Raw genomic sequence first — 25,445 nt, forward strand, 5'->3', positions numbered from 1 at the left:
ACCACCTTCTACCTGCACCTCAAACCACCTTCTACCTGCACCTCAAGGAGTGCGAGTTTCGCTTCAACCATCGCCACGACGACCTCTATCGGGCGACCCTTAAGTTGCTACGATCCAACCCCCTCTGAGGGGCGTTTGCTTCCTAAGACCCTTGAAAAAGGGGGGTAGGGGGGATTTGCTTTTTGCCGCGGTAACTCGCGAGTCCCGGCAAATCCCCCGCGCCGCTACTGCATCGGCTCACGGTTCCATGCAGGGCGCTCGCCCCCTTTTGCAAAGGGGGCAACTTGACGTGGCTTCGTTGAAAGGCGAGATACACGCGCTATCGGCGTCGCGCTAAATCCTCAAGCACACCGCGCTCATTTTTCTTCTTCAGCGCGATCCTCGCCGGCGCCCTCATCCACGCCCAGCAAACCCGCCGCGCCTTCGATCGGACTAGGCCCATCGGCCACCAAGTCGTCGACCGCATCCTCATCCCCCGACAACTCCACCAACTTCGCCGGCAGCGCCCGGTTCGGCTTCACGCCCATGTCGCGCAGCATCTCCGCCTGGCGGATCACGCTGCCCTTGTTGCGGCTGAGTTTGTCGCGGGCAGCGTCGAAGCTATCTTTCGCCTGGCCGATGCGGTCGCCGACTTTTTCCAGATCGGCCACGAACGAACACAAGCGGTCGTACAACTGCGCGCCGCGCTTGGCGATTTCCTGCGCGTTGCGGTTCTGCGCTTCCTGCCGCCACAGATGGGCGACCGTGCGCAGCACGAACAGCAGCGTGGACGGGCTCACCACCAGCACGTTGCGCTGCCAGCCGTCCATGAACAGATTGCGGTCGTGCGTCACCGCCAGCATGAAAGCCGGCTCGACCGGCACGAACATCAGCACGAAGTCCAGCGAACGCAAGCCATACAAGTCCTGATAACGCTTCTCCGACAGCCCGCGCATGTGCTGGCGCACCGATTCCAGATGGCGCTTGAGCGCGCGCGCGCGCAGGTCGTCGTCCTCGGCACTGGTGAATTCCTCATACGCGGTCAGCGAAACCTTGGAGTCGATCACCAGATGCCGGTCTTCGGGCAGATGCACGGTAACGTCCGGGCGGCGCTCACCATCCTCGGTGCCGTGGCTTTCCTGGACGTCGTATTCCTCGCCCTTGCGCAGGCCGGCCGATTCCAGCACGCGCTCCAAGATCAACTCGCCCCACGCGCCCTGCGCCTTGCTCGAACCCTTGAGCGCGGTGGTGAGGTTCTTCGCGTCTTCGCTCAGCGACTGATTGAGCGCCATCAACTGCCGCACCTGTTCGCCGAGCGCGGTGCGGTCGCGGGTTTCGTTGTCGTAGACGGTCTCGACCTTGGCCTGGAACTCGGCGAGCTTTTGCTGCAGCGGATCGAGCAGCAGGCCGAGGTGACTGCGGTTCTGTTCGGTGAAGCGCTTGCTCTTCTCTTCCAGGATTTCGTTGGCGAGGTTCTTGAACTGGTTGCTCAACTCGTCGCGCACGTCCTTGAGCTGGGCGATCTTTTCCTGCGACTGACTGCGCTCGGCGTCGAGCTGGGTGTTGAGGCGGCCCACATCGACCGTGCGCCGGCTCAGTTCGGCGGCGGCCGCGTCGCGCTCGCGCTCCAGTTGTTCGAACTCCAGGCGCAGGCGTTGCAGCGCCTGCTGCTCCTTGTCGAGCTCCGCGCCGGTGCGGCCGATGGCTTCGCGCAGCATGCCGCTGTCGCGCTGCAACTGGTTGCGCGCGGCTTCCAGTTCGTCCAACCGGCTCTGCAGCTCGGGAATGCGCGCGCTGCGCTCCAGCAACTGCGCGCGTTCGGCGTTGGCCGCGTTCAATTGCGCGCCCAGTTCGTTGCGCGCAGCCTCCAGCGCGCGCGCCGCGCCGGCGCGCGCGAGCAGCCAGGCGAGCGCGGCGCCGATCAACAGCGCGGACAAAATGGCGATCAGGACAACGGTCGGGGACATCGAAGGCTCGTGGAACGTACGGGGGACAGGCCGTTCCGTGGCCGAACGCCGGATAAGGGCGTTCTGAAGACGGGCACGGATCGCATGCCTAGTCTAAGCGTCCAGTCTAGGCGGGGGAGTCTCAAGCTCTGCGACGAGCCGGAGCGGTGCGGGTGAAGGCGAGGTTCGTGGTTCGAGGTGTTGCGGTGCCGACCGAGCGTCGATGCGAAGGCCGGTTTACACTGCGCGCGGTTGCAGCTGCGCATTGGAGGGTGCGGGTATCGCGGTCCCGCCTGCCGTCATTCCTGCGAACGCGGAGGCCAGGGCTTCACGGCGCGCCCCCGAACCCGTGCATCCGCTTTGGCGTGGTCACGCCGGACCACCCCGGACCCAGGCCTCCTGTCCAGCCCACTAAATTGCGAACGCAGTCGCAAAAGCCCATTAGGCCACCCCCGCCGCGTTCCATACGGAACAGGATCGAACGCGGCCACTGTGCCAATCTTGGCCGCTCGACCGCCCGGCCTTCGCCGGTCGCGCGCCAAGGACTGCCCCCATGGACTCGCAAGATCCCCGGCTGTTCGCCGACCCGCGCGGCGTCTGGCGCGACGACGGCGCCGGCCGCGTGCACGGCATCCGTTGGCACGACATCGACGGCATCGACGGTTACGCGATCGACGCGACCGACCGCAAGCTGGTATTCGTCGAACTCGGCACCGCGGCCGGCGAGCGCCTGGAGCTGCGCACCGATTGGCCCGGTTATCGCGAAGTCGCCACCGCCCTGGTCGTGCATCTGCCCGGATTGGACGTGGAAGCCCTGCATCGCCTGGAGCAGACCCGGGCCGAGGATCCGCCGACGATCCTGTGGTGGAAAGACTGAGCAATACTGAAGCCGGCGGACTGCAACTACTCACGCTCGAGCACGGTCGTTGGAAGGTCGTCTGCCACGTCCCGTTGTGGATCAGCTGAAGAGATCGGCAGAAACCGAATGCAACTCATCGACCAACGCGATTGGGCCTGGACGCTGTACGCCGACGGCGAGCGCCGCTATCTGTCGGTGCTGTGCGGCACGATCGCCATGTACGAGTTGACGCTCGAACTCGATGCCGGCGAACGCGCGCGGATCGGGGAGCCGGGGTTTCTCGATGGCTTGGCGCGCGAGGTGTCGTATCGGCCCGATAGCTACAAGGCGCGGCATGTGACGGGGTTTCGCGCGCCGGATTGAGCGTTGGATCGTAACGAACTCAGGCCGAAAAGCTCCCTCTCCCGTTTACGGGAGAGGGGACCAACCTCAATCCAACACCCGGCAAAACACCGCCTTCAAATACCGCGACTCCGGCACCTGCGCCAGCCACGGGTGATCGGCGCCGGCGCCGGACACCTTCAGCACCTGCACGGTGCGGCCGGCGTAGAACGCGGCGCGGCGCAGCATGTCCAGGAACTGGTCTTCGCTGACCAGGCCCGTGCACGAGAACGTGGCGAACAAGCCGCCCGGCTTGACCACGCTCAAGGCCAGCTTGTTCATGTCCAGGTATTTCTTCAGCGCGGCGATCACCTGCTCGCGATCACGGGTCATCTTGGCCGGGTCGAGGATCACCACGTCGAACTGCTCGCCGGCGTTACCCATGTCGCGCAGGTACGGGAAGATGTCCGCCTGGACGAACTTGACGTTGGCACCGTTGAGCTTGGCGTTGCCCTTGGCGATGTTGAGCACGTCGGCGTCGATGTCCACGCCGATCACTTCCTCGGCGCCGCGCACCTTGGCGTAGACGCCGAAGCCGCCGGTGTTGCAGCACAGGTCCAGCACGCGCTTGCCGGCCACCTGCTGCGACAGCCACTCGCGGTTTTCGCGCTGGTCGGCGAAGAAGCCGGTCTTGTGCGCGCCGGCCGGGTCGGCGCGGAACTTCACCCCGTACTCGGTGATCGTCGACGGCGGCACCGGCTCGGTGCCGCGGAAATCGAAGCTTTCCTGCTTCTGCACGTGCTCGTCGGCGAAAGCGTAGAACCGGCAGCCGGGGAACTGCGCGCGCAGCGCGTCGTAGATCCATTCGCGATGACGGAACGCGCCGGCGCTGAAGTACTCGACCACCAGCAGATCGCCGTAACGGTCGACCACCAGCCCGCTGATCCCGTCGCCCTCGCTGTGCACCACGCGCCAGGCGTCGCTGACATCGTCGAGCCTGAGCACGTCGCGGCGCAGCGATACCGCCGCGGCTATCTTGCGCGCGAACCAGTCGGCATCGACTTCGACGTCGGGATCGTTTTCCAGCATGCGCAGGGCGATGCGCGAATGGCCGTTGTAGAAGCCGCGGCCGATCCACAGCCCGTCCACGCCGACGACGTTGACGATGGCTCCGGGCTTGGGCCGCTGGGCCGGCTTATCGACCAGGCGCTGGAAGATCCAGGGGTGGGTGGATTTCCAGGCGTTCTTGAGGCGTACGGTGGGGATTTCGGTAGTCATCCGGGCATTCTACCGGGGCCGGGCGCCGGTCCCGGCCTTTGACCGGGTGCTCAGTCCCGTTCGCGGGACAAAGAAGCCCAGCCGGACCGGCTTGTAAAGGTTTGCGGTGGTGCCAATCTGATTTACATGCACCTGCCCACCGACGCCCCGATCCCCGACACCCCGGCCCAGCGCAAAGCCGACCGCGCGCGCCTGATCCGGGCCCTCAACCTGAGCCTGGCCTTCGTGCTGGTGCTGGTGGCGGTGTTCAGCGCCCAGGGCAGCTTCGACGTGCGCGCCTTCACCGTCCAGCCCTGGTCGGCCGAAGGCCTGATCGGGCTGCTGACCGCGCCGCTGCTGCACGGCTCGATCGAGCACCTGGCCGCCAACGCGACCTCGCTGCTGCTGCTCGGCACCCTGGCCGGCGCGGTCTACCCGAAGGCGACGATCCGCGCCCTGCCGATCATGTGGCTGGGTTCGGGCCTGGGCGCCTGGCTGCTCGGCGACCCCGGCAGCTACCACCTGGGCGCCAGCGGCGTGACCCATGGCCTGATGTTCCTGGTGATGTCGCTGGGCCTGCTGCGCCGCGACCGCGCCTCCATCGCCGCGGCCTTCATCGCCTTCCTGCTCTACGGCGGCATGCTGCTGACCGTGCTGCCGCGCGAAGTCGGCGTGTCCTGGCAGGCCCACCTGGGCGGCGCCGTGGCCGGCGTCATCGGCGCCTTCGTGTTCAAGCTCAGCGACCCGCTGCCGCCGCGCAAGCGCTACAGCTGGGAAGACGAAGAAGACGCGGAAATGGTGCCGGTCAACGACGAACTCGAACCGCCCAGCCCGCGCCGCGTGCCGGTGCTGTGGAACCGGCCGGACCCACGGGATGTGCAGTCGGGGGTGGTGTTGCGGTTTCCGGGGCGCGGGGATTCGCAAGAGTGATCGGCGCCGACGGCGTCTGAGCACATCTGCCCGGCGAAGGTCCGGGCGTTTGCGTCGATCGTTATCGGTGGCGCTTTTTCAACTCCGCGAACCTGTCTAGCTCAGGCGCATGGCTGTTCGCGTGCGCCGTGGCTGCGATACGGACGCGCCTCAAAACGATCGACGGCCCGCTTGCTCAGTCGCCATCATGGCGCGCTACAGTGGCGCGGCGTCCATGCGGCGGCGCCGGTCGCCACGTTCGCAGGCGCTACCGGACCGTCCGTCTCCCCGGCGCGATCCGTCCAACGTCCGCTCCGGAGTTTCGCCATGCGCCACCTGACCGCACCGCTCGTGCTCGCGTTGTCGTTCGCCGCCCCGCTCGCGCAGGCCGCCAGCGCCTGCCATGTCGAGGGCCAGGTCGCCGGCATGGTCATCAACGAGTGCACCCAGTCCTTGCAGCCGATTTCGGACGAACAGCTCAAGCAGCAGTGCAACGGCAAGGTGCCGGGGCTGGAGGAACTCGGCGGCCAGGCCAACGCCCGGCTGGTCCCGGCCTGTCCCAGCGGCGCCAAGGGTGTGTGCGAATCGCCGATGGGCGCGCAGGCCAAGATCTATTACTACAAGCGCTCGGCCGAGGAACTGGCGAACCTGCAACGCGCGTGCGAGATGCAGCGCGGCAAGTGGACTCAGCCTTGAGCCCGCGCACGGCCGCGGCGCTGATCCTCGGCGCCGCGCTGGCAAGCGCCGGCCATGCGGTGCGCGCCGCCGACGCGCCTTCGTTCGACCGGCCCGGCATCGCCTTCGCCACCGGCACCCTGCCCAAGGGCGCGTTCGCCTGGGAACAGGGGCTGCCGGATTTCCAGCGCAACGACAGCGGCGGCGTGCGCAGCACCACCTACAGCGCCAACACCAATCTGCGCCTGGGGCTGAGCGATCGCGTCGAGCTGCAACTGGCGACCTCGCCGTTCAACTATCTGCGCGAACGCGACGGCGACGGCCGCCGTTCGCGCCATGGCGCCGGCGATACCGGCGTGGCGCTGAAGATCGCGTTGCCGTCCTCGCACGACAAGTTTTCCTGGGCCGTGCTGGGCAGCGTCACCGCGGCCAGCGGCGATCGCGAATTCAGCAACGGCGCCATCCAGTATTCGCTCGGCACCACCTTGGGATACGACTTCAGCGACTCGGTGTCCGGCGCGCTGTACTTCAACCTGGATCGCAGCGACGGCGCCGACACCTGGAGTTGGTCGCCCAGCCTGAGTTACGCGATCAGCGACCGCGTCGGCGCTTACCTCGAAGCCGGCTGGTCGCACACCGATCACCAGCCCACCACCTCGGTCGCCGGCGCGGGCCTGACCTTCATGGCGACACCGGCGATCCAGCTCGACGTCTCGCTCGACGCCGGCCTGGACCGCGACAGCCCCGACCTGCAAGGCGGCGTGGGCGTGGCCTTCTACTTCGATTGATCAACCCACCACGGAGACGAACATGGACGATCGCAACCTCTACGCAGCACCGGCCAGCCAAGTGGTCGCCACGCAAGGACCGGCCGGACGCAGCGACGAGTTCTATATCGTCTCGGTGCGCAAGTTCTGCCTGTTGTTCATCGGTACCTTCTCGCTGTACCAGCTGTATTGGTTCTACGTGCACTGGGCGCGCTATCGCCGCGTGCATCAGCTGAGCCTGTGGCCGGTGCCGCGGGCGATCTTCTCCCTGTTCTTCGCCCACGCCCTGGCCGCACGCATCGACGAATCGCTGCGCGCCTCCGGCCAGCGCTTCGCCTGGGCCCCGACGACGGCGGCGACGGTGTATGTGGTGGCGCAGTTGATCAGCAACCTGGCCGACCGCATTCCCTGGCCGGGCGCGGCCGAGCCGATCGCCACCGTGGTCACCTTGCTGATGATCGTCCCCACCGGCTGGGCGCTGCTGACGTTCCAGCGCGCCGCCAACACCGCCTGCGGCGATCCGGCCGGCGAATCCAATCGCCGCCTGACCGCGGCCAACTACGTCTGGCTGGTGCTGGGCGCGCTGGTGTGGCTGTTGATCGTGTTCGGGACGGCGATGTCGTTCCTGCCCGAGCAATACCTCGAAGAACCCTGATGGACGATCGCAATCTCTACGCCCCGCCGGTCAGCGACGTTACGCCCGTCGCGGGGCCGGTCGGCCGCACGAACGAATTCTTCGTGGTGTCGCCGCGCAAGTTCTGCCTGCTGTACTTCGGCACCTTCGGCCTGTATCAGCTGTATTGGTTCTACATGCACTGGGCGCGGTACCGCCGCGCGCATTCGGTTGTGCTGTCGCCGGTGACGCGCACGCTGTTCGCGGTGTTCTACACGCATTCTCTGACCAAGCGGATCGACGCGTCGCTGCGCGGGTCCGGCCTCGTTTTCGCGTGGAGGCCGGCGGTTCCGGCGACGGTTTATGTAATCGCGCAGGTCGTCGGTCTGGTTGTCGATCTGGCCGCGCAGGGCCGGGTCGCGGTGTCCGCTATCAACCTTTTCGACGTGCTGATATTGCTGCCGTTGGGATGGGCGCTGTTGAAGATTCAGGGCGCGGCCAACGCGGCTTGTGCGGATCCGCAGGGTGAATCCAATCAGCTGCTGACGCCGGCCAATTATTTGTGGCTGGTGCTGGGTGCGGTGCTGTGGTTGCTGACGCTGACCACGATGGCGGGTGTGTTCATGGCCGATTACGTGGGTGAGTTGCGGCCGTAGCGTCGTTTGTAGCGGCGCGTTGCCGTTGCCGTTGCCGTTGCCGTTGCCGTTGCCGTTGCCGTTGCCGTTGCCGAGATTTTGCTTTGCTTCGGCTTTGCTTCGGCTTTGCTTTGCTGTGCCCTGCTTCGGCTTCGCTTTTGTTGTTGCTGTTGCTGGGCGCCGCTAGTAACTCGCGAGACCAGGGACACCCGGAGGGCGGCGCACATGGACGTGCGCCGGGTGCCACCTTGGGCAGGATGCCCAATGTGGCACCTGCCTGCGCAGGCACCGCACTCGTGGCTCTTGATTCGAAACAGCCAAAGCCCTTTCTTTGGTTACTTTCTTTGTGGCTTTGGACAAAGAAAGTGACCCGCCGCTCTATGGCGGAAGCTTTAGGCGTTTGATCTTGCTCTTGCTTGAGGCTTTTGCTTTTGCTCGTCATTCCCGCGAAGGCGGGAATCCAGCGACTTCAAGCGTTCTCGCACGAAAGGCCCTGGATTCCCGCTTTCGCGGGAATGACGGTAGGAGGGAGTGCGCAGGTCTGGTTGTTTCGATCAAGGACTTCAGGTTCCTTAGAAGCCTTAGAAGCTTCAAGCAAGATCAAACGCTAAACGCTTCCGCCATGGAGCGGCGGGTCACTTTCTTTGTCCAAAGCGACAAAGAAAGTAACCAAAGAAAACGCATTGACTGTTTCGAGTCAAAAGCCACGAGTGCGTAGCCTGCGCAGGCAGGTGCCACATTGGGCATCCTGCCCAAGGTGGCACCCGGCGCACGTCCATGTGCGCCGCCCTCCGGGTGTCCTTCGGTCTCGCGAGTTACAGGCCGCGCCCGGCAACAGCAAAAACAAAGACGAAGGCAAGGCAAGGCAAGGCAAGGCAAAATCTCAGCAACAGCAACGGCAACGGCAAGGCACCTGCGCCGGCTTCGCGTGTCGGGCTCAATCAACCGCCGCGGGCCCTCAACGCCCCATCCGCCCATCAAGCGAATACAACGGCTCCAACAACCACTCGAACAAACGCCGCCGCTCGCCGAGAATATCCGCCTCGATCGCCATCCCCGGCCGCAACGCCTCCGGCTTGCCGTAAGCCAGGATCGACTGCCGATCCAACGCGACGATCACCCGATACATCGCCTCGCCACCGCTCGCCGCCCCCGCATCGCCATCCCGCGGCGCCATCGCGCTTCGCGAGATGCGCAGCACCCGCCCGCGATGCTGGCCGAACTTCTGATACGGAAACGCCCGATACCGCAACAGCACCGCATTGCCCGGCGCGATGAAACCAATCGCGCTGCTCGGCACCAGCAACTGCGCCTGCAAACGCGCCCCTGCAGGCAGCAGGCTCAGCAGCGGCTGCCCGGCCTGCACCGCCTGACCGGGCTCGACCAGACGGCTGGCGACCAGGCCGGCCAATGGCGCGTTGACCATCAACTCGCCGTCGGCTTCCTGCTGCACCCGGTCCTGTTCCAACTGCGCCAGCTGACGCTGATTCTCGGCGCGCTGTTGCATGCGCTGCGTCGGCAGTTCGGCCAGGCCCTGCTCCAGTTGCGCCAGATTGCGGCGCAAACCGGTGGCCTGACGCTGCATCGCCTGCTGCTGACTCAGCAGCTCCAGCACCGTCTGCTCTTGCTGCTTGAGCTGCAACTCGCTGACGTATTTCTGCTCCAGCACCAGCCGATAACGGCCGGCGGTTTCGCGGGCGATGCGCACCTGTTCGGTCCGGGTCTGGATCTCGGCTTCGATCTGCGCAAGCTCATGGCGCAGTTCGCCGATCTGCCGGCTCAGGCCGCCGCGCTGCACATCGCTCTGCGCGGCCATCGCGCGATCCATGCGCTGCAGGCTGTCGCGGCGCTCGGCGATGCCGGCGCCGCCGGCGGCATTGGCGTCGGTGCCCGAACCGGTGACACGCGGGATCTGGATCAGGCTCAGCGCGCCGCCGGCGGCGACGCGGTCGCCTTCCTGCGGGAACGAGCGCAGCATCACTCCGCTGACCGGCGCGACCACCGTGGCCAGTCCCAGGTCCGGCGCCAGTTCGCCGGCGACGCGCGAGCGACGCGAGTATTCGCCGAACACCAGGAACGCCGCCACCGTCAGCGCCAATGCGATCGCGACCGCGGCCAACATCCACAGGCGCAGCGGCTGCAACAGCGAAATCCCGCCCAGCCAACTGCCGCGCCGCGCTTGCAGCACTTCGTTACGAAAGCTCAGCGTACTCATGCCGGCGTCCCCGCGGCGGCGCCCTTGGACGCGGCCTCGCGCCATCGATCGCCCAGATTGCGCACGCGATCGGCCGGCCGGTATTCCTCCACGATGCGACCATCGGCCATGACCAGCACGCGATCGGCGCTGGCGATGGTGTCCGGGCGATGGGCGATGATCACCCGCGTCAACGCGAGCCCAGCGACGGCCTGATTGACCAGCCGCTCGCTGTGTACGTCCAGATGGCTGGTGGCTTCATCGAGAAACAGAATCCGCGGCTGCCGACACAAAGCGCGCGCTAGGATCAGCCGCTGCTTCTGCCCGCCCGACAGACTGCTGCCCATGTCGCCGATCAGGCCGTGATAGCCCATCGGCATGGCGACGATGTCCTCGTGCACGCCGGCCAGCCGCGCCGCGGCTTCGACCCGCGCCGGATCGCAGTCGTCGTCGAAGCCGATGTTCTCCGCGATGCTGCCGGCGAACAGCTGGTCGTCCTGCATCACCACGCCGATCATGCCGCGGTAGGCGCGCAAGCCGAGCTTGCCGATATCGTGCCCGCCGACCGCGATCGCGCCTTCGCCGGGCACGGCCAGCCCCAGCATCAGCTTGATCAGCGTGGTCTTGCCGCAGCCCGAGGCGCCGACGATCGCCACCGATTCGCCCTCGGCGACGCGCAGGTTGCAATCGCGCAGCACCCACGGCTCACCCTCGGCGTAGCGATAGCTCAGCCCGCGCACTTCGATATCGGTGGCGATGCTGGCCGTATCCGCGGCCGGCGCCAGCGAACGCGGCGCGGTCTGCGGCTCGGGCGCTTCCAGCACGATGTCGGCCAGGCGCTCGCCGTGCAGCCGCAGCATGCGCAGTTCCATGCCTTTGTCGATCAGCCCGGACACGCGGCCGGAAAACTGATCCTTGTAGCTCAGGTAAGCGATCAACATGCCGACCGAAAACACGTTGTCCATCGCCAGCTTCGCGCCGATCCAGATCACCGCCACGCGCTCCAGGCCGAAGATCAACTGGCTCACGCCGCTGAACTTCAGGCCCAGGTTCGCCAGCCATACGTCGCGGTTGACGCTTTCGTTCATCAGATTGCCGTAACCGGCCTCGCGCGAGGCTTCGCGCCCGGCCAGCTTGAGCGACTGCATGCCGCGGATGGATTCGAGCAGAAAGCTCTGCTGGCGCGCGGCCGCGACCAGTTGCTGCTCGGTGCCGTCGCGCATCGCCCGGAACGCCAGCACGCGCAGGCCCAGGTACAGCGCGACCGCGAGCAGGGTCAGGCCGGCGAGCTTCCAGCTGTAGATCAGCAGCATCACCAAGGTGGCGACGGTCATCAGGCCGTCGATGATCGCCTCGACGAAACTGGTCGACAGCGTGCGCTGGATGCTCTGCACCGAGCCCATGCGCGACACGATGTCGCCCAGATGGCGCTTGCCGAAGAAGTTCATCGGCAGACGCAATAGATGATGAAACACGTTGCCCATCCACTGCAGCCCCAGCCGCGTGGACAGATACACCACCGCCCAACCGCGCAGCAGACCGATGCCGGCCTGGAACAGCACCGACGCGCCGAAGGCGAGGCCCAGCACGGTCAACAGATCGCGATCGGCGGAGACCAGCACTTGATCGACCACGCCCTGCATGAAGAACGGCGCGACCAGCACGAACACCTGCAGCGCGGCCGACAGCCCCAGCAACAGGCCGAGCGAGCGCCACAGGCCGGTAACGCGGCCAGTGAGTTGGCTCAGGGCAATCGCCGGCGGCGCGGCGACGCGCTCGAAGCCGGGGACCGGCGACAGCTCCATCGCCACGCCGGTGAAATGCTTGGAAACCTCCGCGACGCTCAGCGTGCGCTCGCCGACGGCCGGATCGAGCACGGTCACGCGCTGGCCGCGCACGCGCGCCAGCACGACGAAATGATTCAGATCCCAATGCAGGATGCACGGTGTGCGCAGTTGATCGAGTTCATCCAGCTCCAGGCGCAACGGCCGGGCCTGCAGGCCCAGTTGCCCCGCGACTTCGATCAGCCGGCTCAGGTTCGCGCCCTTGAGCGACAGCGGAAAGCGGCCGCGCAATTCGCGCAGGCCCAGATGCTGGCCGTGATGCGCGGCGATCATCGCCAGACAGGCCAGTCCGCATTCGGCGGCTTCGGATTGGACGATGCTGTGCTTGGGGTTCATGCGCGTTCCACCGCTGAAGTCTGTCGTGCGATGCTCGGGCGGGATCGCCGGCGATGAGCGACAAGTCGCCATCGCGCTGGCCACCGCGCGACGGCCGCAGCCGTCGCACGGTCGAAACGACTATCCCGATCGCACCCAACCTGTGAGTACCCGAAGGCCGCTGACGGGGCGATCGGCGTTACCGCATCGACGGCAATCCGCGCTCAGCGCGGACGCACGACGACGGTATCGATCGGGTAAGGCCCGTAAGTAGTGGTGTCCACCGGCGGCGGCACCGGCTTCTGGATTTTGATGGTGTCCTGGCCGCCGGCGACGAGAGCCACTGCGTTTTGATCGAGAGTCTGCATTGCGATTAATCCTTTTTGGTGAGTTGAGTTGGCGCGTCCAGTGCGATGTGGATCCGCTTCGCGTCCCTGCGCCGGCGGCGGTGCATTTCGTGCGGACGCGGATCAGGGCGCCGCGACGACGCCGGTCGCGCGCTCGAACTTGCCGGGCAGCGGATTGAACGGAACCGGGAACAGCGGGCCGTGCTCGGTGCAGCCGCGGCCGGTTTCCGGATCGATGGTCACGCCGCCGGCGACTTCGGCGATTTGTTCGAGGTCGATCTGCTTCATGGGTTGACTCCTGAATGAATGAGTTGGGTGGTGAAACGAAGGCCGATGCCCGCGCTCGGCGCGCGCAAACGCCCGCGACCCGGCCGGCGGCGGATGCGCCAGCGGATCGCGCGGCGCCGTGATCGCCGCCGTCCATACACAGTTCGCAACGCGGCGGCGAAACCCGACACGGCCACGCAGGATTTTTTTGTGCCGTCCCGTGTACGGGTTCGTAAAGCCCGACCGAAGGCGCATGCCACGGCGGCGACGGCGTCGTATGCTTGGCCGCGCACGGAGGAAGGGCCATGACGGACGAAGAGACGAAAGGAGACGTCACCCGCTTGCTGCACGCCTGGAACGGCGGCGACAGCGATGCGCGCGACGCGCTGTACCGCCTGGTCTACGGCGAGCTCAAGGGCATCGCGCTGCGGCGGCTGGCGCACATGGGGCGATCGGTCATCGATCCGACCGAGCTGGTCAACGAAGCGCTGCTGCGCCTGCTCGACGACAAGCTCGACGCGCAGAACCGGCAACACTTCTTCCGCATCGCCGCCACCGCGATCCGCTACACCCTGATCGACGTGATCCGTCAGCGACAGGCCGACAAGCGCGGCGGCGAGGTGATCATCACTTCGCTGGATTCCACCCTGGGCCAGAACCACGCCGCCACGCCCGCCGATCAGCGCTGGATGGAAGTCGAACAGGCGCTGGTCGCGCTCGACGGCGCTTATCCGCGCCAGTGCCGGGTGATCGAACTGGCGTTCCTGGTCGGCCTGAAGCAGCAGGAGATCGCCGAGGCGCTTGCGATCAACGTGCGCACGGTGGAACGCGACCTGAGTTTCGCCAAGGCCTGGCTGCGCGAGCATCTGTCGTCATGACGCCGGAACAGCACGCGCGGGTCGAAGAAGCCTTCCACGCCGCGCTGACCCAGCCGCCGTCGCTGCGCGAGCGCTACCTGCTCGACACCGAGCCCGATCCGGACGTGCGCGCGGCGGTGCGGCGGCTGCTCGAACATGCCGCTCACGACGACACTTCCGATCCGCTGGCCGAGCGTCTCACTCAGGCCTTCGCCGCGCCGGACGCGGCCACCGCCAGGCAGGTCGGCGCGTATCGGCTGCTGTGCGAACTCGGCGCCGGCGGCATGGGCACGGTGTTCCTGGCCGAACGCGATGCCGGCGACGGCGTGCAGCGGGTCGCGCTGAAACTGCTGCACGGCCTGCCGACTCAGGCCGCCAACCGGCGCATGGCGCGCGAACGCGGCTTGCTGGCGAGCCTGGATCATCCGCAGATCGCCCGCCACATCGACGGCGGCGTCAGCGAAAGCGGCCAGCCGTATCTGGTCATGGACTACGTCGAAGGCGCCTCGCTGCACGAGTATCTGGCGGCGACGCCGGGCACGACGCGGCAACGCCTGCGCCTGTTCCTGCGATTGTGCGAGGCGGTCCAGCACGCGCATCAACGGTTGGTGCTGCATCGCGATCTCAAGCCGTCCAACATCGTGGTGCGCGCCGACGGCGCGCCGGTGTTGCTCGACTTCGGCATCGCCACGCTGATGGCCGGCGACGACGAACGCCCGGCGCTGACCGCGACGGTCGCGTTCACCCCCGCCTACAGCGCGCCCGAGCAACGCCGCGGCGAACGCGCGACCACCGCCACGGATGTGTTCGGCCTGGGCGCGCTGCTGTTCGACCTGCTGAGCGAACGCAAACTGGCCGACGTGCGCGGCCGCGACGCGCCGGTGCCGGCGCCGAGCAAGCACGCGCAGGACCCGGCGCTGCGCCGCGCCTTGCGCGGCGATCTCGACCGCATCGTGCTGGCCGCCTGCGCCGAAGCGCCGGCCGAGCGCTATCCCACCGTGGCCGCGCTGGCCGCCGATGTGCAGCGCTATCTCGACGGACTGCCGATCTCGGTCGCGGTCGGCGGCCCGGTCTACCGGCTGCGCAAATTCGTCGCCCGCCATCGCCTGGCCACCGCCGCCGCCGTGGTCGCGCTGGCCGCGGCCGGGTTGTTCGTGTGGCGGCTGGACAGCGAACGCCAGCGCGCGCTCGCCGCCGAACACGCGGCCCAGCTCTCGCGCATCCGCGCCGAACGCGAGGCCGGCTATACCGAGGCCTCGCGCAACTTTCTCGCTTCGGTGCTGGCGCAGACCGCGCCGCAATCGATCCGCGGCGAGCCGATCACGGTGGCCACGCTGCTGGCGCGCGCCTCGGAGCAACTGCAGGCCGAACAGGGCCAGGACCCGCGCACCCGCGCCATCGCCTGGCTGACCATCGCCGAGGTCTACGACGCCATCCTCGATCCGCAGGCCGCGCTCGACGCCGCCGACAAGGCCAAGACGCTGATGGCCGACGCCGGCCTGCACGATCCCGAATTCGAAGCGCGGGTGCTGCGCGTGCACGGCGCGTCGCTGGCCGGATTGGACCGCTTCGACGAATCCATGCGCGAGCTCAAGCGCCTGATCGCGATGCGCGAACGCCGGCCCGAAGACGCGGTGGCGATCGCGCAGGCCTATTACCAATACATCGCCGTGGCCGTGCGCGCGGCCCCCGGCGGAACCACCGAACGCTACGTGCGCCACGCCCTGGCCGTGCTCGATCGCGCTGGCGAAAAAGTCCCGGAGCTGCGCGCGCACCTGCGCGTCGCCCTGGTCACCCCGGCCATGGACGCCGGCGACCTGGCGCTGGCGCAGCGTCGTCTCGACGAAGCGGTGAGCGCGGCGCGCGCGGGCTGGCGCGAGAACCATCCGGACTGGTACATCGTCCATCTGCTGACCGCGCAGTTGCGCCGTCTGCAATCGCGTCACGACGACGCCATCAATGAGGGCGAGCAAGCCGTGCGCCTGGCCTACAAGGCCTACGGCGAACGCAGCCGCCTGACCATGGAAATGGAGAACGACCTGGCGGCCAGCCTGAGCGAGGCCGGCCGCCGCGACGAAGCCCTGGCGCATTACCAGCGCGCCTACTCCATCGCCCAGCAACTGGGCCTGCAGGCGCTGACGATGGCGCAGTTGCAGATCAACCTGGGCACCTTCCACCTGTTTTCCGGCGATGCCGCGCAAGCGCTGGAGATGGAAACCGCCGCGCTCGCGCTGCTGGCCGCGCGCGCCGACACGAACGAAACCGCGCAGCTCACCTGGCGCCAGCGCGCCCACGCCAGCCGCGCCAAGGCGCTGATGGCGCTGGAACGCAAGGACGAGGCCTACCTCGATTTCGAGGCGGCGATCGGGCTGGCGCGGCAGCTGGGCGATATCGACGGCATGATCGGCTCGCAGCTGCAGTTGGCCAAGCTGCGCATGAAGGATGAGCAATTCGATCAGGCCCAGCAGCTGATCGACGCCGCCAAGCGCGCGGTCGATAGCGGCAAGCCGGAGCAGCGCAACTTCGTGCCCGGTCTCGATGCGCTCGGCGCGCAGCTGGCGCGCAAGCGCGGCGATCTGGCTCTGGCCTCGCAACGCATGAGCGAGGCGCTGACCAATGCGACGAAGGCGCCGGGCTATAACGCGGTGATGATCGCCAAGCTGAAACTGGTGGCGGCCAGCATCGAGATCGAACGCGGCGAAAGCGGCGCGGCGCGGCGGCTGCTGGATGAGGTGATGCCGGTGGTGCGGGACAAACTGCCCGCCGATGCGCCCGAGCGGGTCAAGGCCGACGAGTTGATGCGCAAGCTGACCGGTTAGCGCGGCGCGGTCGGCCGCATCGCGCCGCCGCCGTCACTTGGCGGCGCCATGCGTCGGTGCTAGCGTCGGCCTCGCATCCAACCATCGCCTCGCCGGTCATCAATGCCGAACCGATGACGCGGCGCGAGGTTCGATACGCAACCCAGGCCGTTTACGCCGATCGGCGCCGCGCTGATCGAGGTCGACCGCCGCAAGCCGCTGTCGTCGCCACCGCCGCGAGAACTCCATGCGCCGTTCGATGCCCGTATTGCTGTCCGCCGTCTTCGCCCTGTCGATGCTGTCCGCGTGCAAACCCGAGCCGGCGCCTCCACCGGCCGGCGGCTACGACGAACGCGCCGGCGCCGACGCGCGCCGGATCGAATCGGACCTGCGCTTTCTCGCCGACGATCTGCTGGAAGGCCGCGAGACCGGCACGCGCGGGTTCGATCTGGCCGCGCTGTACCTCGCCGCCCGCTTCCGCGCGATCGGCCTGCGGCCGGCCGGCGATAAGGGCAGCTATTTCCAGCAGGTGCCGCTGCTGCGCGCGCAGCGCCTCGACAACGGCGGCAGCCTCAGCATCGAGCGCGCGACCGGCACGGTCGCGCTGCGTTTTCGCGACGATTTCCTTCCGCAACTCAATTTCGATCAAGCCCAGGCGCAGGTCGCCGCGCCCGCGGCGTTCGTCGGCCAGGCCGTGTACGCGCCGGATCTGGATCAGGACGACTTCGCCGGCATCGATCTGCACGGCAAGATCGCGGTGCTGTTCAACGGCGCGCCGGCGCGCTTCGATATCGACCGGCGCGCGTTCTACAGCTCGTACCGCGAAAAGATGCGCGCGCTGGTCGAGCGCGGCGCGGTCGGCGCGGTGATCGTGGACACCGAGGACGAAGAAAAATCCGAGCCCTGGGCGCACGAGGTGCGCAACTGGAATTGGCCGGGCATGCGTCTGCGCGATACCGACGGCAGCGCCATCGACACCTTTCCGCAATTGGCGGTGGTCGCCCGCGTCGGCGCGGCCCGCGCCGGCGCGCTGCTCGATGTCGGCGACCACAGCGCCGCTGCGCTGTTCCGCGACACCCGCGAGGGCAAGCTGCGCGGCTTCGATCTGCCCGGCACGCTGAGCTTGTCGGCGCACAACCGGATCGAACCCGCGCAATCGCGCAACGTGGTCGCGCGCCTGCCCGGCGCCGACGCCGCGCTGGGACTCGAGCACGTGGTGTTCACCGCGCACCTGGATCACCTGGGCATCGGCGCGCCGGTGGGCGGCGATGCGATCTACAACGGCGCGCTCGACAATGCGCTGGGCGTGGCGGTGATGCTGGAATCGGCGCAGCAACTGGCGCAGTCGGCGACGCCGCCGCGGCGTTCGCTGCTGTTCGTCGCGCTGACGGGCGAGGAAAAGAATCTGCTCGGCGCGGAGTGGTTCGCGCAGCGGCCGACGGTGCCGCGCGAGTCGCTGGTCGCCAACATCAACGTGGACATGCCGGTGATGCTGGTGCCCACGCGCGACGTGATTCCGATCGGCGTGGAGCATTCCAGCCTGCAGCCCCTGCTGCAGCAGGCCGCGGCGGACACCGGCGTGGAGCTGTCGCCCGATCCGTTGCCGCAGGAGAGCATCTTCATCCGCAGCGATCAGTACGCCTTCATCCGCACCGGGGTGCCGGCGGTGTTTCTGCTCGGCGGGCTCAAGGGCGGCGAGGGCGCGGATCGGCAGCTCAAGGATTTTTTGCACGATCACTATCACGAGCCCAGCGACGATGCGTCGCAGCCGATCCAGTATGCGGACGCGGCGCGGCTGGCGCGGCTCAATGCGCGTATCGGTCAGCGTATCGCCGATGCGGCGCAGCGGCCTCGGTGGAATGCGGGGGATTTTTTTGGCGAGCGGTTTGGTGGGGCCGGTAAGGCGGCGAAACCGTGAGGTTTGAATCGGCGGGGTTGGTGTGGGGTCGGGCGATCTGAGCGGAAAGCATCGGGGCTGAAGCCCCTCCCACAAGAGCTGAAACCCCTTCCACAAAATCACGCTCCATGGGCGTCGGGTGGGCATAGCTATACTCGGGGCATGAGCGCAACCACGATGAAAACCCTCGGTCTGCTCGGCGGCATGAGCTGGGAATCGACCGTGCCGTACTACCGCATGATCAACGAGACCGTGCGCGATCGTCTCGGCGGCCTGCATTCGGCGCGGTTGCTGCTGTACAGCGTGGACTTCGCCGAAGTCGAGCGCCTGCAGCACGCCGGCGACTGGCACGCGGCCGGCGAGCTGCTCGGCCGCGCCGCGTGTTCGCTGCGCGACGGCGGCGCGCAGTTGCTGGTGATCTGCACCAACACCATGCACAAGGTCGCCGCGCAGGTCGAAGCGGCGTCGGGCCTGCCGCTGCTGCACATCGCCGATCCCACCGGCGCGGCGATCCGCGCCGCCGGCCTGGGCAAGATCGGCCTGCTCGGCACGCGCTTCACCATGGAGCAGGAGTTCTATCGCCAGCGCCTGATCGAACGCCACGGCCTGGAGGTGCTGGTGCCGCCGGCCGAGGATCGCGAGATCGTGCACCGGGTGATCTACGACGAGCTGTGCCTGGGCAAGATCCTGCCGCCGTCGCGCGAGGAATATCGGCGGATCATCGCCGGCCTGGTCGCGCGCGGCGCGCAGGGCGTGATCCTGGGCTGTACCGAGATCGGCCTGTTGATCGGCCCGCAAGACGTGGAGGTGACCTTGTTCGACACCACCGCGCTGCATGCGCGCGCGGCGGCGTTGGCCAGCCTCGGCGAAGCGCCGGCGCCGTAGTCGCCGCCCCTGCCGCCGCGGCGGTGGTGTTGCAGCCGCGCTGCCGCCAAACTGCGGCCATCGACCGCGCAACGGAGTCCGCGATGAACGACCGCCCGAATCCCGGCTGGTTTGGCCGTAACTGGAAATGGTTCGTCCCCACCGGTTGCCTGACCGTGCTGCTGCTGGCCGCGCTGGCGCTGGTCGGCCTGATCGGGCTCGGCATCAAGGGCGCCTCGGGGCTGTTCGCGTCCTCCGAACCGGTGCGCCACAGCGTGACGCTGGCGCAAGCCAATCCGGCCGTGGTCGCCGCGCTGGGCACGCCGCTGGAAGTCGGAATGATGATCCAGGGCAGCATGCAGACCAGCAACGACGACGGCCACGCCGATCTGTCGCTGCCGCTCACCGGTCCGCGCGGCAAGGGCCGGCTCTACCTCAAGGCCGATCGCGCCGCCGGGCGCTGGTCGTACTCGCTGATCGAAGTCGCCATCGACGGCAGCGACCAGCGCATCGACCTGCTCGGCAACGGCGGCTCGGCGCCGGGCGGATCTGCGCCGGCGCAGGACACCTCGCCGCAATCGGAGTCGAACCCGGACTCCGATGCCGAGCCCGACTCCGAGCAACCCGACTCCGAGGAAGAGCCCGCGCCGCGCGCCGACGCCGATGTCACCGCGACGGCAGCGGCAAGCCCTTGAAGGTCTTGACCGTGCGCAGCACCAGACTGGAATTGATGTCGGCGCCGCCGGCCTGATTGAGCAGACGGTCGAGCAGGAAGCGCGACAGATGCTCCAGGTCGCGCACCACGATCTGCAGCAGGTAGTCCATGTCGCCGGTCAGGGCGTAGCAGGCCACCACTTCGTCCCAGGTTTCGACGAACTCGGCGAAGGCGCCGACCGCCTCGCTGTCGTGGCGGCCCAGGCGCACCCGCACGAATGCCTGCAGGCCCAGGCCCAGGCGCGCGGCGTCCACTTCTGCGCGGTAGCCGGAGATCACGCCCTCGCGTTCCAGCCGCTGCACCCGGCGCAGGCAGGCCGAGGCCGACAGATGCACGCGCTCGGCCAATTCGGCGTTGGTGAGGCGGCCGTCGCGCTGCAATTCGGCCAACACGACGATGTCGGTGCGGTCCAGTTCGATGCTGGCCATTTTCAGCGCCTTACAGGTTAATGACGCAACAATCTTGCGCCAAGACGGCCGAAACACGCAACAACGCAAGCTAATTGCGCCGAATCGCGATTAAAGTCGTGTGATCACCTCCCCTCGTGGTCAGGAGCGACCCGGCATGAACACCGCCACCCCGCAGCGCGTCGAACATCAGCTCACCGACAAGGGCTACGTGCCGGTCTATACGACCGCCGTGATCGAGCAGCCGTGGGCGTCGTATTCGGCCGACGACCACTCGGTGTGGGCGCAGTTGTTCGAACGCCAGCAGCAGGTGCTGGTCGGCCGCGCCAGCGACGAGTTCATCGCCGCCCAGCGCGCGATGCGGATGACGCCGGATCGGATTCCCAAGTTCGACGACCTCAACCGCGTGCTGCGCGCGCACACCGGCTGGGAGCTGATCGGCGTGGAAGGCCTGCTGCCGGAGCTGACCTTCTTCGATCATCTGGCCAACCGCCGCTTCCCGGTGACGTGGTGGATCCGCAAGCCCGAGCAGATCGATTACCTGTCCGAGCCGGATCTGTTCCACGACCTGTTCGGCCACGTGCCGCTGCTGATGAATCCGGTGTTCGCCGACTACATGCAGGCCTACGGCCGCGGCGGCGTGAAGGCGCACGGCATCGATCCCGACGCGCTGGTGCATCTCACGCGCCTGTACTGGTACACGGTCGAATTCGGCCTGATCAAGCAGGCCGACGGGCTGCGCATCTACGGCAGCGGCATCGTCTCGTCCAAGGGCGAGTCGATCTACAGCCTGGAATCGGACGCGCCCAACCGCATCGGCTTCGACCTGGAGCGGCTGATGCGCACGCGCTACCGCATCGACACCTACCAGAAGACCTACTTCGTCATCGACAGCTTCGAGCAGTTGATGCGCGCGACCGAGCCGGATTTCACGCCGATCTACCAGCGCCTGGCGAAGCAGGATTCGATCCCGGCCGGCGAGGTGCTGGCGACCGACACGGTCTACACCCGCGGCACCGGCGAGGGTTGGTTGCTGGATGGCGACGTCTGAGTCGTGGTCTTGGTCTGAGCGATCTGAGCGATCTGAGCGAAGAGCATCGGGGCTGAAGCCCCTCCCACAAAAAACTTCGCGGCGACGCAATCTGTTGTGGGAGGGGCTTCAGCCCCGATGCTTTCCGCTCAGATCAAGTAATTCCCACCAAAGCTCAGACCAGCCCCAGACACCGCGCGACCGCGAAGTCTTTTGTGGGAGGGGCTTCAGCCCCGACGCTTTGCGCTCCGATCAAGCCGCACTGGCAAACAGATCCGTCTGCGGTGCGCGCCGCTGGCCCAGCACGAAACGGATCGACCAGCCGATGAAGTAGCCGGCGCTCAAACCCGACACGTACACGTCCCAGCCCATCGCGCTGTCGCGCAGGTGCGGCTGGGTCGCGGCGATCACCTGCAGCACGTAGTGGCCGAGGAAGATCGCCAGATTGCGCAGCAGCGGCAGCACGCTGCCGGGCTGGTGCACCAGGCGGTTGCGGTGATCGAACCGCAGCGACGCCGGCGACAGCGACCATGCGCCCAGCGCGCCGCCGAGCACGGCGCCGGCGAACCAGTGCGCGGCGATGTCGATCGGCGCGCCGCCGCGCGCAAACAGGCCGGACACGCCCCAGACGATGAACACCGCCGGCACCATCCACACCCGCGTCAGCGGCGTGGTGCGCGCCTGCAGGCGCTTGATGCCCAGCCAGACCAGCAGGGCGAGCAGGGCGAACACCCACAAAGGCGTTTGCGAGAACAGGGCGGACAGCGGCATGGCGAACCTCGGCGGATGGGAAGGGCTCACCGCAGAGGCGGGCGCGGCGACGGTCGGGCCGTAGCCGTCGCGGCCGTCCCGATGTCGCCGGAGGGCCCGCTGCGGTGTGGCGCTCATGCTCGGCCGGCGCGCGTCCGCGTCGCAGTCCCGGCGGTCATCGATCCGACCTGCCGGAAGTCATCGCCATATCCGCTGCCGCGGCGCCTTGTCCGAGTCGTGCCGTGGAGTAGCGGCATCGGCACCTGAATCGGGCTCCCGCGGGACCCGCGCTCCGCGCCGCTGGTCCAACCGCGTCACATCCGCCGCGCGCGCCTGACCAAAAACGGCGAATCCCGACAGGCCCGGCACCTGAACCGCAGTTCGCGGCAACCGTCACATTTATCGACAATGCATAACGCCCTGCTAACAAATGACAATGCGATTGAATTCACATTTTTGGCATGGATTGTGCTTTATCAGGCGGGAGCTCCGGATTCCCCGGCAGCCCTCTTCGGATTCCAATCCACCATGCGCAAGCTCCCGAAAGCCCTACTGGCCATTACGCTGCTGGCCAGCCTGCCCTTGATCGCCCAAGCCGAATCGCAGTTCACCACCGGCGCCGGCACGCCGATTACCGCCAGCGCCCGCCTGGACTTCCAGATCACGGTTCCGAAGATCCTGTTCCTGCGCGTGGGCACCGGCGCGGACTTCACCACCAACGCCGCTATCAACCAGATCGCCTTCACCGTGCCGGCGGCCAATGTCGGCGACGGCAGCTCCATCGCCGCCACCGCCGCGTCCGGCGACCTGGGCAACGGCGCGGTCACCGCCAAGGTGCTGGGCAACAACGGCAACATCACCTTCACCTCGACCACCCTGGGCGCGCTCAGCAACGGCGCGGCGGGCGACACGATTTCCTACAGCCAGATCGGCACCACGGTCACCGCGCTGACCTCGCCGGTGGCGCTGCCGCACCCGGCCCTGGCCGACGGCGCGACCACCACGGTCAACCTGACCCCGGCCACCGGCAAGGTCATCAACCGCGACGCGCGCTGGACCTTCGCCTACCTCAACAGCAACGTGGTCGCTCCGGGCACCTACGGCGGCACCAACACCAACAACAGCCGCGTCACCTACACCGCGTCGATGCCGTAAGCGGCAACGCACACGCGTCATGCACCGCCGCCGACCCGGCGGCGGCGCTTCTCTTTCCGAGGTCCGCCATGACCGCACGTTTCCGCGGCGGGGCGCTGCTGCTGCTCGCCTGCGCATGGTCGCAGGCGGCCGGCGCGTTCACCGCGACCATCCTGCCCGGCACCCGCGCGGTGTATCTGCGCGTGGGCAACGGCGTGTTCACCGGCAACTACAGCAGCGGCGGCACGCCCGGCTCGGGCGGCGCGCTCAACGTGGTGTCGGTGACGGTGCCGGCCGCGGTCCTGGGCAACGGCACCGACCAGGTCATGACCACCAACGCCACCCAGGCCAACAGCAACTACGACGGCTTCGCGTTCTGCAACGTGCCCGCGCAGATCTATGTCGGCGGCTTCTACCGCCTGCCCGGCGTCAACGGCACCGCGACCTTGAGCGCGACCGCGCCGACCAGCCTGACCAACGCCCAGGGCGAGGCGATCGCGTTTTCGCAGATCAAGTGGACCAGCAGCGGCAACAACGACACCGGCGCGCAGCCGATCGCGGCCGGACAGTTCACCGGCGGCACCCAGGTCCTGGCCAGTTTCCCGGTCAACAGCTGGCGCGAGAGCTGCCACACCTTCAGTTATTCCAACGATGCGATCGTCGCCGCCGGCGTCTACACCGGCCGGGTGACCTACACCCTGAGCGCGCCGTGATGCGGCGGCGCCTGCGCATCGCGATCTTCGCCGCCGCGCTGCTGACCGCGCCGGCGACGCTGCCGGCGGCGACCTATCGCGTCGACGACAGCGGCACCCAGGTATCGAACAACAGCGTGCAGATGCGCTGGGATTCACCGCTCCCCGGCGGCGCTTCGCGCTCGGGCGTGACCGGCGCGCTCAACGTCGCGCTGCGTTTGAACGTGGCCGCCTGGCGCGGCCGCATCGGCCGCATCTACATGACCCTGCCGGCCTCGCCGTCGGGTCCGCTCAGCGCCACCTGGAGCAGCCAGGGCCGGCTGTTGCCCGGCAGCTTGCGTGCCGGCGAACGCACGCTGGTCTACAGCGGGCTGATTTCCGACAGCGCGCTGGAAGACACCCTGCGCCTGACCCTGCAAGCCGACGGCCAGCGCCTGGTGCGCGCCGAGGCGCTCAACTTCTCTTTCGAAATCGACTTGGACGATCTGTGATGCGCAAGCTCCGTCTCGACATCGCCGGCCTGCTGCTGGCCGCCTGCGCCCTGGCCCCGGCCGGCGCGGGCGCGCAGGGCTTCTCCGCCCTGGTCTCGCCGCCGCGTTTCGAAGATCAGGTCAAGCCCGGCACGGTGTATCGCAACGTGGTGGAGATCTCCAACGTCTCCGGCGCCGCCGCGCACTACACCCTGAAGACCGCCGACTGGCATCTGGACGCGCAGGGCTCGGCGGTGTTCGACACCGCGCTGGCGCCGGGCAGTTGCCGGCCGTGGGTCGGGCTGGAAGCGGCCGATATCCAGGTCGCGGCCAACGGCAAGCGCCGCTACCGCTTCGAAGTCGCGGTGCCGGCCGATGCGCCGGTCGGCGAATGCCGCTTCGCGATCCTGCTCGAAGGCGATCCGGAAACCGTCGGCGGCGCGCTCGCGCTGCCGGTGTCGGGACGGATCGGCATCATCGTCTACCTGGGCGTCGGCGACGCCGCCGCGCGACTGCATCTGCTCGACACCGGCGTGGCGCAAGTGGAAGGCCGCAAGCTGCCGGTGCTGCGCGTGCGCAACGACGGCAACGCGCACAGCCGCCTGGAAGGCCTGGTCGATGGCACCGACGCCAACGGCCGCAAGCTCAGCTTCCTGCCCAGCAGCCTGCCGCTGATGCCGGGCGAAACCCGCACCATCGCGCTCACGCCGCAGGCCGACGACGCCGCGTCGGCGCCGCCGGTCATCGCCTATCCGCTGCAGCTGAAAGGCGCGCTGGACTGGGGCAAGCAGCGGCTCGAACTCGACGCCCGGCTGAGCCCGTGAGCGCGCGCCGTTGAGTCCACCGCGCGCCCCGCTGCGGAGCAGGCTCGCCGCCTGCCTCGCCGTTGCGATCGTCTGCGCG

The 25,445-nt window shown here is 67.7% G+C and carries 25 protein-coding genes; 17 read left to right on the forward strand and 8 right to left on the reverse strand.

The window, feature by feature from the left end:
- Positions 1–356 precede the first annotated feature (356 nt).
- Complete coding sequence (gene rmuC, locus AB4Y92_RS12285) at positions 357–1,946, reverse strand: DNA recombination protein RmuC (protein ID WP_441819903.1); 1,590 nt, start codon at positions 1,944–1,946, stop codon at positions 357–359.
- Between the two features lie 532 nt (positions 1,947–2,478).
- Here rmuC and AB4Y92_RS12290 point away from each other — a divergent pair.
- Positions 2,479–2,802, forward strand: coding sequence for a hypothetical protein (locus tag AB4Y92_RS12290; protein WP_441819904.1), 324 nt, complete (start codon positions 2,479–2,481; stop codon positions 2,800–2,802).
- Between the two features lie 108 nt (positions 2,803–2,910).
- The gene (locus AB4Y92_RS12295) at positions 2,911–3,147 is read left to right on the forward strand and encodes a hypothetical protein (protein ID WP_441819905.1); all 237 of its coding nucleotides are present in this window, start codon (positions 2,911–2,913) and stop codon (positions 3,145–3,147) included.
- Between the two features lie 66 nt (positions 3,148–3,213).
- On the opposite strand, the gene AB4Y92_RS12300 is transcribed toward AB4Y92_RS12295, so the two are convergent.
- A complete protein-coding gene (locus AB4Y92_RS12300; RefSeq protein WP_441819906.1) occupies positions 3,214–4,383 on the reverse strand; it encodes a class I SAM-dependent rRNA methyltransferase in 1,170 nt (389 codons plus the stop codon).
- A 132-nt stretch (positions 4,384–4,515) separates the two neighbouring features.
- Between AB4Y92_RS12300 and AB4Y92_RS12305 the strand changes: the two genes are divergently transcribed.
- The 5 genes from AB4Y92_RS12305 to AB4Y92_RS12325 all read left to right on the forward strand — a co-directional run bounded on the left by AB4Y92_RS12305 (position 4,516) and on the right by AB4Y92_RS12325 (position 7,982).
- A complete protein-coding gene (locus tag AB4Y92_RS12305) occupies positions 4,516–5,292 on the forward strand; it encodes a rhomboid family intramembrane serine protease (RefSeq protein ID WP_441820103.1) in 777 nt (258 codons plus the stop codon).
- Between the two features lie 306 nt (positions 5,293–5,598).
- Entirely contained in the window at positions 5,599–5,967 is a 369-nt protein-coding gene (locus AB4Y92_RS12310) for a hypothetical protein (RefSeq protein ID WP_441819907.1), read from the forward strand.
- Entirely contained in the window at positions 5,964–6,734 is a 771-nt protein-coding gene (locus tag AB4Y92_RS12315; RefSeq protein WP_441819908.1) for a transporter, read from the forward strand. The genes AB4Y92_RS12310 and AB4Y92_RS12315 overlap by 4 nt, the downstream gene beginning before the upstream one ends.
- A gap of 22 nt (positions 6,735–6,756) precedes the next feature.
- Complete coding sequence (locus AB4Y92_RS12320) at positions 6,757–7,368, forward strand: hypothetical protein (protein WP_441819909.1); 612 nt, start codon at positions 6,757–6,759, stop codon at positions 7,366–7,368.
- Positions 7,368–7,982, forward strand: a complete 615-nt coding sequence (locus AB4Y92_RS12325; protein ID WP_441819910.1) for a hypothetical protein — start codon at positions 7,368–7,370, stop codon at positions 7,980–7,982. Before AB4Y92_RS12320 ends, AB4Y92_RS12325 begins: the two co-directional genes overlap by 1 nt.
- Before the next feature lie 937 nt (positions 7,983–8,919).
- Here AB4Y92_RS12325 and AB4Y92_RS12330 read toward each other — a convergent pair.
- The 4 genes from AB4Y92_RS12330 to AB4Y92_RS12345 all read right to left on the reverse strand — a co-directional run bounded on the left by AB4Y92_RS12330 (position 8,920) and on the right by AB4Y92_RS12345 (position 12,949).
- On the reverse strand, positions 8,920–10,176 hold the full coding sequence (locus tag AB4Y92_RS12330) for an HlyD family secretion protein (RefSeq protein ID WP_441819911.1): 1,257 nt from the start codon (positions 10,174–10,176) through the stop codon (positions 8,920–8,922).
- Complete coding sequence (locus AB4Y92_RS12335; protein ID WP_441819912.1) at positions 10,173–12,335, reverse strand: peptidase domain-containing ABC transporter; 2,163 nt, start codon at positions 12,333–12,335, stop codon at positions 10,173–10,175. Before AB4Y92_RS12335 ends, AB4Y92_RS12330 begins: the two co-directional genes overlap by 4 nt.
- A 203-nt stretch (positions 12,336–12,538) precedes the next feature.
- Positions 12,539–12,682, reverse strand: a complete 144-nt coding sequence (locus AB4Y92_RS12340; protein ID WP_441819913.1) for a hypothetical protein — start codon at positions 12,680–12,682, stop codon at positions 12,539–12,541.
- Between the two features lie 102 nt (positions 12,683–12,784).
- On the reverse strand, positions 12,785–12,949 hold the full coding sequence (locus tag AB4Y92_RS12345; protein ID WP_441819914.1) for a hypothetical protein: 165 nt from the start codon (positions 12,947–12,949) through the stop codon (positions 12,785–12,787).
- A gap of 284 nt (positions 12,950–13,233) precedes the next feature.
- Between AB4Y92_RS12345 and AB4Y92_RS12350 the strand changes: the two genes are divergently transcribed.
- The 5 genes from AB4Y92_RS12350 (at position 13,234) to AB4Y92_RS12370 (ending at position 20,039) form a co-directional block, all read left to right on the forward strand.
- Positions 13,234–13,806, forward strand: coding sequence for an ECF-type sigma factor (locus AB4Y92_RS12350; RefSeq protein WP_441819915.1), 573 nt, complete (start codon positions 13,234–13,236; stop codon positions 13,804–13,806).
- Positions 13,803–16,604: a protein kinase domain-containing protein gene (locus AB4Y92_RS12355; RefSeq protein ID WP_441819916.1), complete on the forward strand. Its 2,802-nt coding sequence runs from the start codon at positions 13,803–13,805 to the stop codon at positions 16,602–16,604. The genes AB4Y92_RS12350 and AB4Y92_RS12355 overlap by 4 nt, the downstream gene beginning before the upstream one ends.
- A gap of 226 nt (positions 16,605–16,830) precedes the next feature.
- A complete protein-coding gene (locus AB4Y92_RS12360; RefSeq protein ID WP_441819917.1) occupies positions 16,831–18,501 on the forward strand; it encodes a M28 family peptidase in 1,671 nt (556 codons plus the stop codon).
- A gap of 156 nt (positions 18,502–18,657) precedes the next feature.
- Positions 18,658–19,365, forward strand: a complete 708-nt coding sequence (locus AB4Y92_RS12365; RefSeq protein ID WP_441819918.1) for an aspartate/glutamate racemase family protein — start codon at positions 18,658–18,660, stop codon at positions 19,363–19,365.
- An 83-nt stretch (positions 19,366–19,448) separates the two neighbouring features.
- Positions 19,449–20,039 (forward strand): cytochrome c oxidase assembly factor Coa1 family protein, encoded by a 591-nt coding sequence (locus AB4Y92_RS12370; RefSeq protein WP_441819919.1) that lies wholly within the window; start codon positions 19,449–19,451, stop codon positions 20,037–20,039.
- Here the strand turns inward: AB4Y92_RS12370 and AB4Y92_RS12375 are convergent.
- Entirely contained in the window at positions 20,011–20,487 is a 477-nt protein-coding gene (locus tag AB4Y92_RS12375; protein ID WP_215055024.1) for an Lrp/AsnC family transcriptional regulator, read from the reverse strand. The two genes, AB4Y92_RS12370 and AB4Y92_RS12375, sit on opposite strands and share 29 nt — an antisense overlap.
- Positions 20,488–20,623: 136 nt before the next feature.
- Here AB4Y92_RS12375 and phhA point away from each other — a divergent pair, with 136 nt between their 5' ends.
- Positions 20,624–21,517: a phenylalanine 4-monooxygenase gene (gene phhA, locus AB4Y92_RS12380; protein ID WP_441819920.1), complete on the forward strand. Its 894-nt coding sequence runs from the start codon at positions 20,624–20,626 to the stop codon at positions 21,515–21,517.
- A gap of 231 nt (positions 21,518–21,748) precedes the next feature.
- Here phhA and AB4Y92_RS12385 read toward each other — a convergent pair whose 3' ends face one another.
- Positions 21,749–22,267, reverse strand: coding sequence for a DUF6622 family protein (locus AB4Y92_RS12385; RefSeq protein WP_441819921.1), 519 nt, complete (start codon positions 22,265–22,267; stop codon positions 21,749–21,751).
- 507 nt (positions 22,268–22,774) lie between these two features.
- On the opposite strand from AB4Y92_RS12385, the gene AB4Y92_RS12390 reads away from it, so the two are divergent.
- From AB4Y92_RS12390 to AB4Y92_RS12405, 4 genes are all read left to right on the forward strand, one after another.
- Entirely contained in the window at positions 22,775–23,401 is a 627-nt protein-coding gene (locus AB4Y92_RS12390) for a hypothetical protein (RefSeq protein WP_441819922.1), read from the forward strand.
- Between the two features lie 68 nt (positions 23,402–23,469).
- Complete coding sequence (locus tag AB4Y92_RS12395; RefSeq protein WP_441819923.1) at positions 23,470–24,093, forward strand: hypothetical protein; 624 nt, start codon at positions 23,470–23,472, stop codon at positions 24,091–24,093.
- Complete coding sequence (locus AB4Y92_RS12400; protein ID WP_441819924.1) at positions 24,093–24,563, forward strand: hypothetical protein; 471 nt, start codon at positions 24,093–24,095, stop codon at positions 24,561–24,563. Before AB4Y92_RS12395 ends, AB4Y92_RS12400 begins: the two co-directional genes overlap by 1 nt.
- Positions 24,563–25,366 carry a COG1470 family protein gene (locus tag AB4Y92_RS12405; RefSeq protein WP_441819925.1) on the forward strand — a complete coding sequence of 268 codons (804 nt, stop codon included), beginning with the start codon at positions 24,563–24,565 and terminating at the stop codon, positions 25,364–25,366. The genes AB4Y92_RS12400 and AB4Y92_RS12405 overlap by 1 nt, the downstream gene beginning before the upstream one ends.
- Positions 25,367–25,445: the final 79 nt, after the last annotated feature.

Source organism: Lysobacter sp. TAB13, assembly GCF_052113885.1.
GTDB classification, from domain to species: Bacteria; Pseudomonadota; Gammaproteobacteria; order Xanthomonadales; family Xanthomonadaceae; genus Lysobacter; species Lysobacter gummosus.

Bases quoted from the DNA above. Each gene is read 5' to 3' on its own strand.
- AB4Y92_RS12400 (WP_441819924.1), top strand. From the start codon at position 24,093: ATGCGGCGGCGCCTGCGCATCGCGATCTTCGCCGCCGCGCTGCTGACC.
- AB4Y92_RS12335 (WP_441819912.1), bottom strand. From the start codon at position 12,335: ATGAACCCCAAGCACAGCATCGTCCAATCCGAAGCCGCCGAATGCGGA.
- AB4Y92_RS12325 (WP_441819910.1), top strand. From the start codon at position 7,368: ATGGACGATCGCAATCTCTACGCCCCGCCGGTCAGCGACGTTACGCCC.
- AB4Y92_RS12350 (WP_441819915.1), top strand. From the start codon at position 13,234: ATGACGGACGAAGAGACGAAAGGAGACGTCACCCGCTTGCTGCACGCC.
- AB4Y92_RS12385 (WP_441819921.1), bottom strand. From the start codon at position 22,267: ATGCCGCTGTCCGCCCTGTTCTCGCAAACGCCTTTGTGGGTGTTCGCC.
- AB4Y92_RS12340 (WP_441819913.1), bottom strand. From the start codon at position 12,682: ATGCAGACTCTCGATCAAAACGCAGTGGCTCTCGTCGCCGGCGGCCAG.
- AB4Y92_RS12360 (WP_441819917.1), top strand. From the start codon at position 16,831: ATGCGCCGTTCGATGCCCGTATTGCTGTCCGCCGTCTTCGCCCTGTCG.
- AB4Y92_RS12355 (WP_441819916.1), top strand. From the start codon at position 13,803: ATGACGCCGGAACAGCACGCGCGGGTCGAAGAAGCCTTCCACGCCGCG.
- AB4Y92_RS12300 (WP_441819906.1), bottom strand. From the start codon at position 4,383: ATGACTACCGAAATCCCCACCGTACGCCTCAAGAACGCCTGGAAATCC.
- AB4Y92_RS12295 (WP_441819905.1), top strand. From the start codon at position 2,911: ATGCAACTCATCGACCAACGCGATTGGGCCTGGACGCTGTACGCCGAC.
- rmuC (WP_441819903.1), bottom strand. From the start codon at position 1,946: ATGTCCCCGACCGTTGTCCTGATCGCCATTTTGTCCGCGCTGTTGATC.
- AB4Y92_RS12345 (WP_441819914.1), bottom strand. From the start codon at position 12,949: ATGAAGCAGATCGACCTCGAACAAATCGCCGAAGTCGCCGGCGGCGTG.
- AB4Y92_RS12405 (WP_441819925.1), top strand. From the start codon at position 24,563: ATGCGCAAGCTCCGTCTCGACATCGCCGGCCTGCTGCTGGCCGCCTGC.
- AB4Y92_RS12365 (WP_441819918.1), top strand. From the start codon at position 18,658: ATGAAAACCCTCGGTCTGCTCGGCGGCATGAGCTGGGAATCGACCGTG.
- phhA (WP_441819920.1), top strand. From the start codon at position 20,624: ATGAACACCGCCACCCCGCAGCGCGTCGAACATCAGCTCACCGACAAG.
- AB4Y92_RS12320 (WP_441819909.1), top strand. From the start codon at position 6,757: ATGGACGATCGCAACCTCTACGCAGCACCGGCCAGCCAAGTGGTCGCC.
- AB4Y92_RS12390 (WP_441819922.1), top strand. From the start codon at position 22,775: ATGCGCAAGCTCCCGAAAGCCCTACTGGCCATTACGCTGCTGGCCAGC.
- AB4Y92_RS12375 (WP_215055024.1), bottom strand. From the start codon at position 20,487: ATGGCCAGCATCGAACTGGACCGCACCGACATCGTCGTGTTGGCCGAA.
- AB4Y92_RS12290 (WP_441819904.1), top strand. From the start codon at position 2,479: ATGGACTCGCAAGATCCCCGGCTGTTCGCCGACCCGCGCGGCGTCTGG.
- AB4Y92_RS12330 (WP_441819911.1), bottom strand. From the start codon at position 10,176: ATGAGTACGCTGAGCTTTCGTAACGAAGTGCTGCAAGCGCGGCGCGGC.
- AB4Y92_RS12370 (WP_441819919.1), top strand. From the start codon at position 19,449: ATGAACGACCGCCCGAATCCCGGCTGGTTTGGCCGTAACTGGAAATGG.
- AB4Y92_RS12310 (WP_441819907.1), top strand. From the start codon at position 5,599: ATGCGCCACCTGACCGCACCGCTCGTGCTCGCGTTGTCGTTCGCCGCC.
- AB4Y92_RS12395 (WP_441819923.1), top strand. From the start codon at position 23,470: ATGACCGCACGTTTCCGCGGCGGGGCGCTGCTGCTGCTCGCCTGCGCA.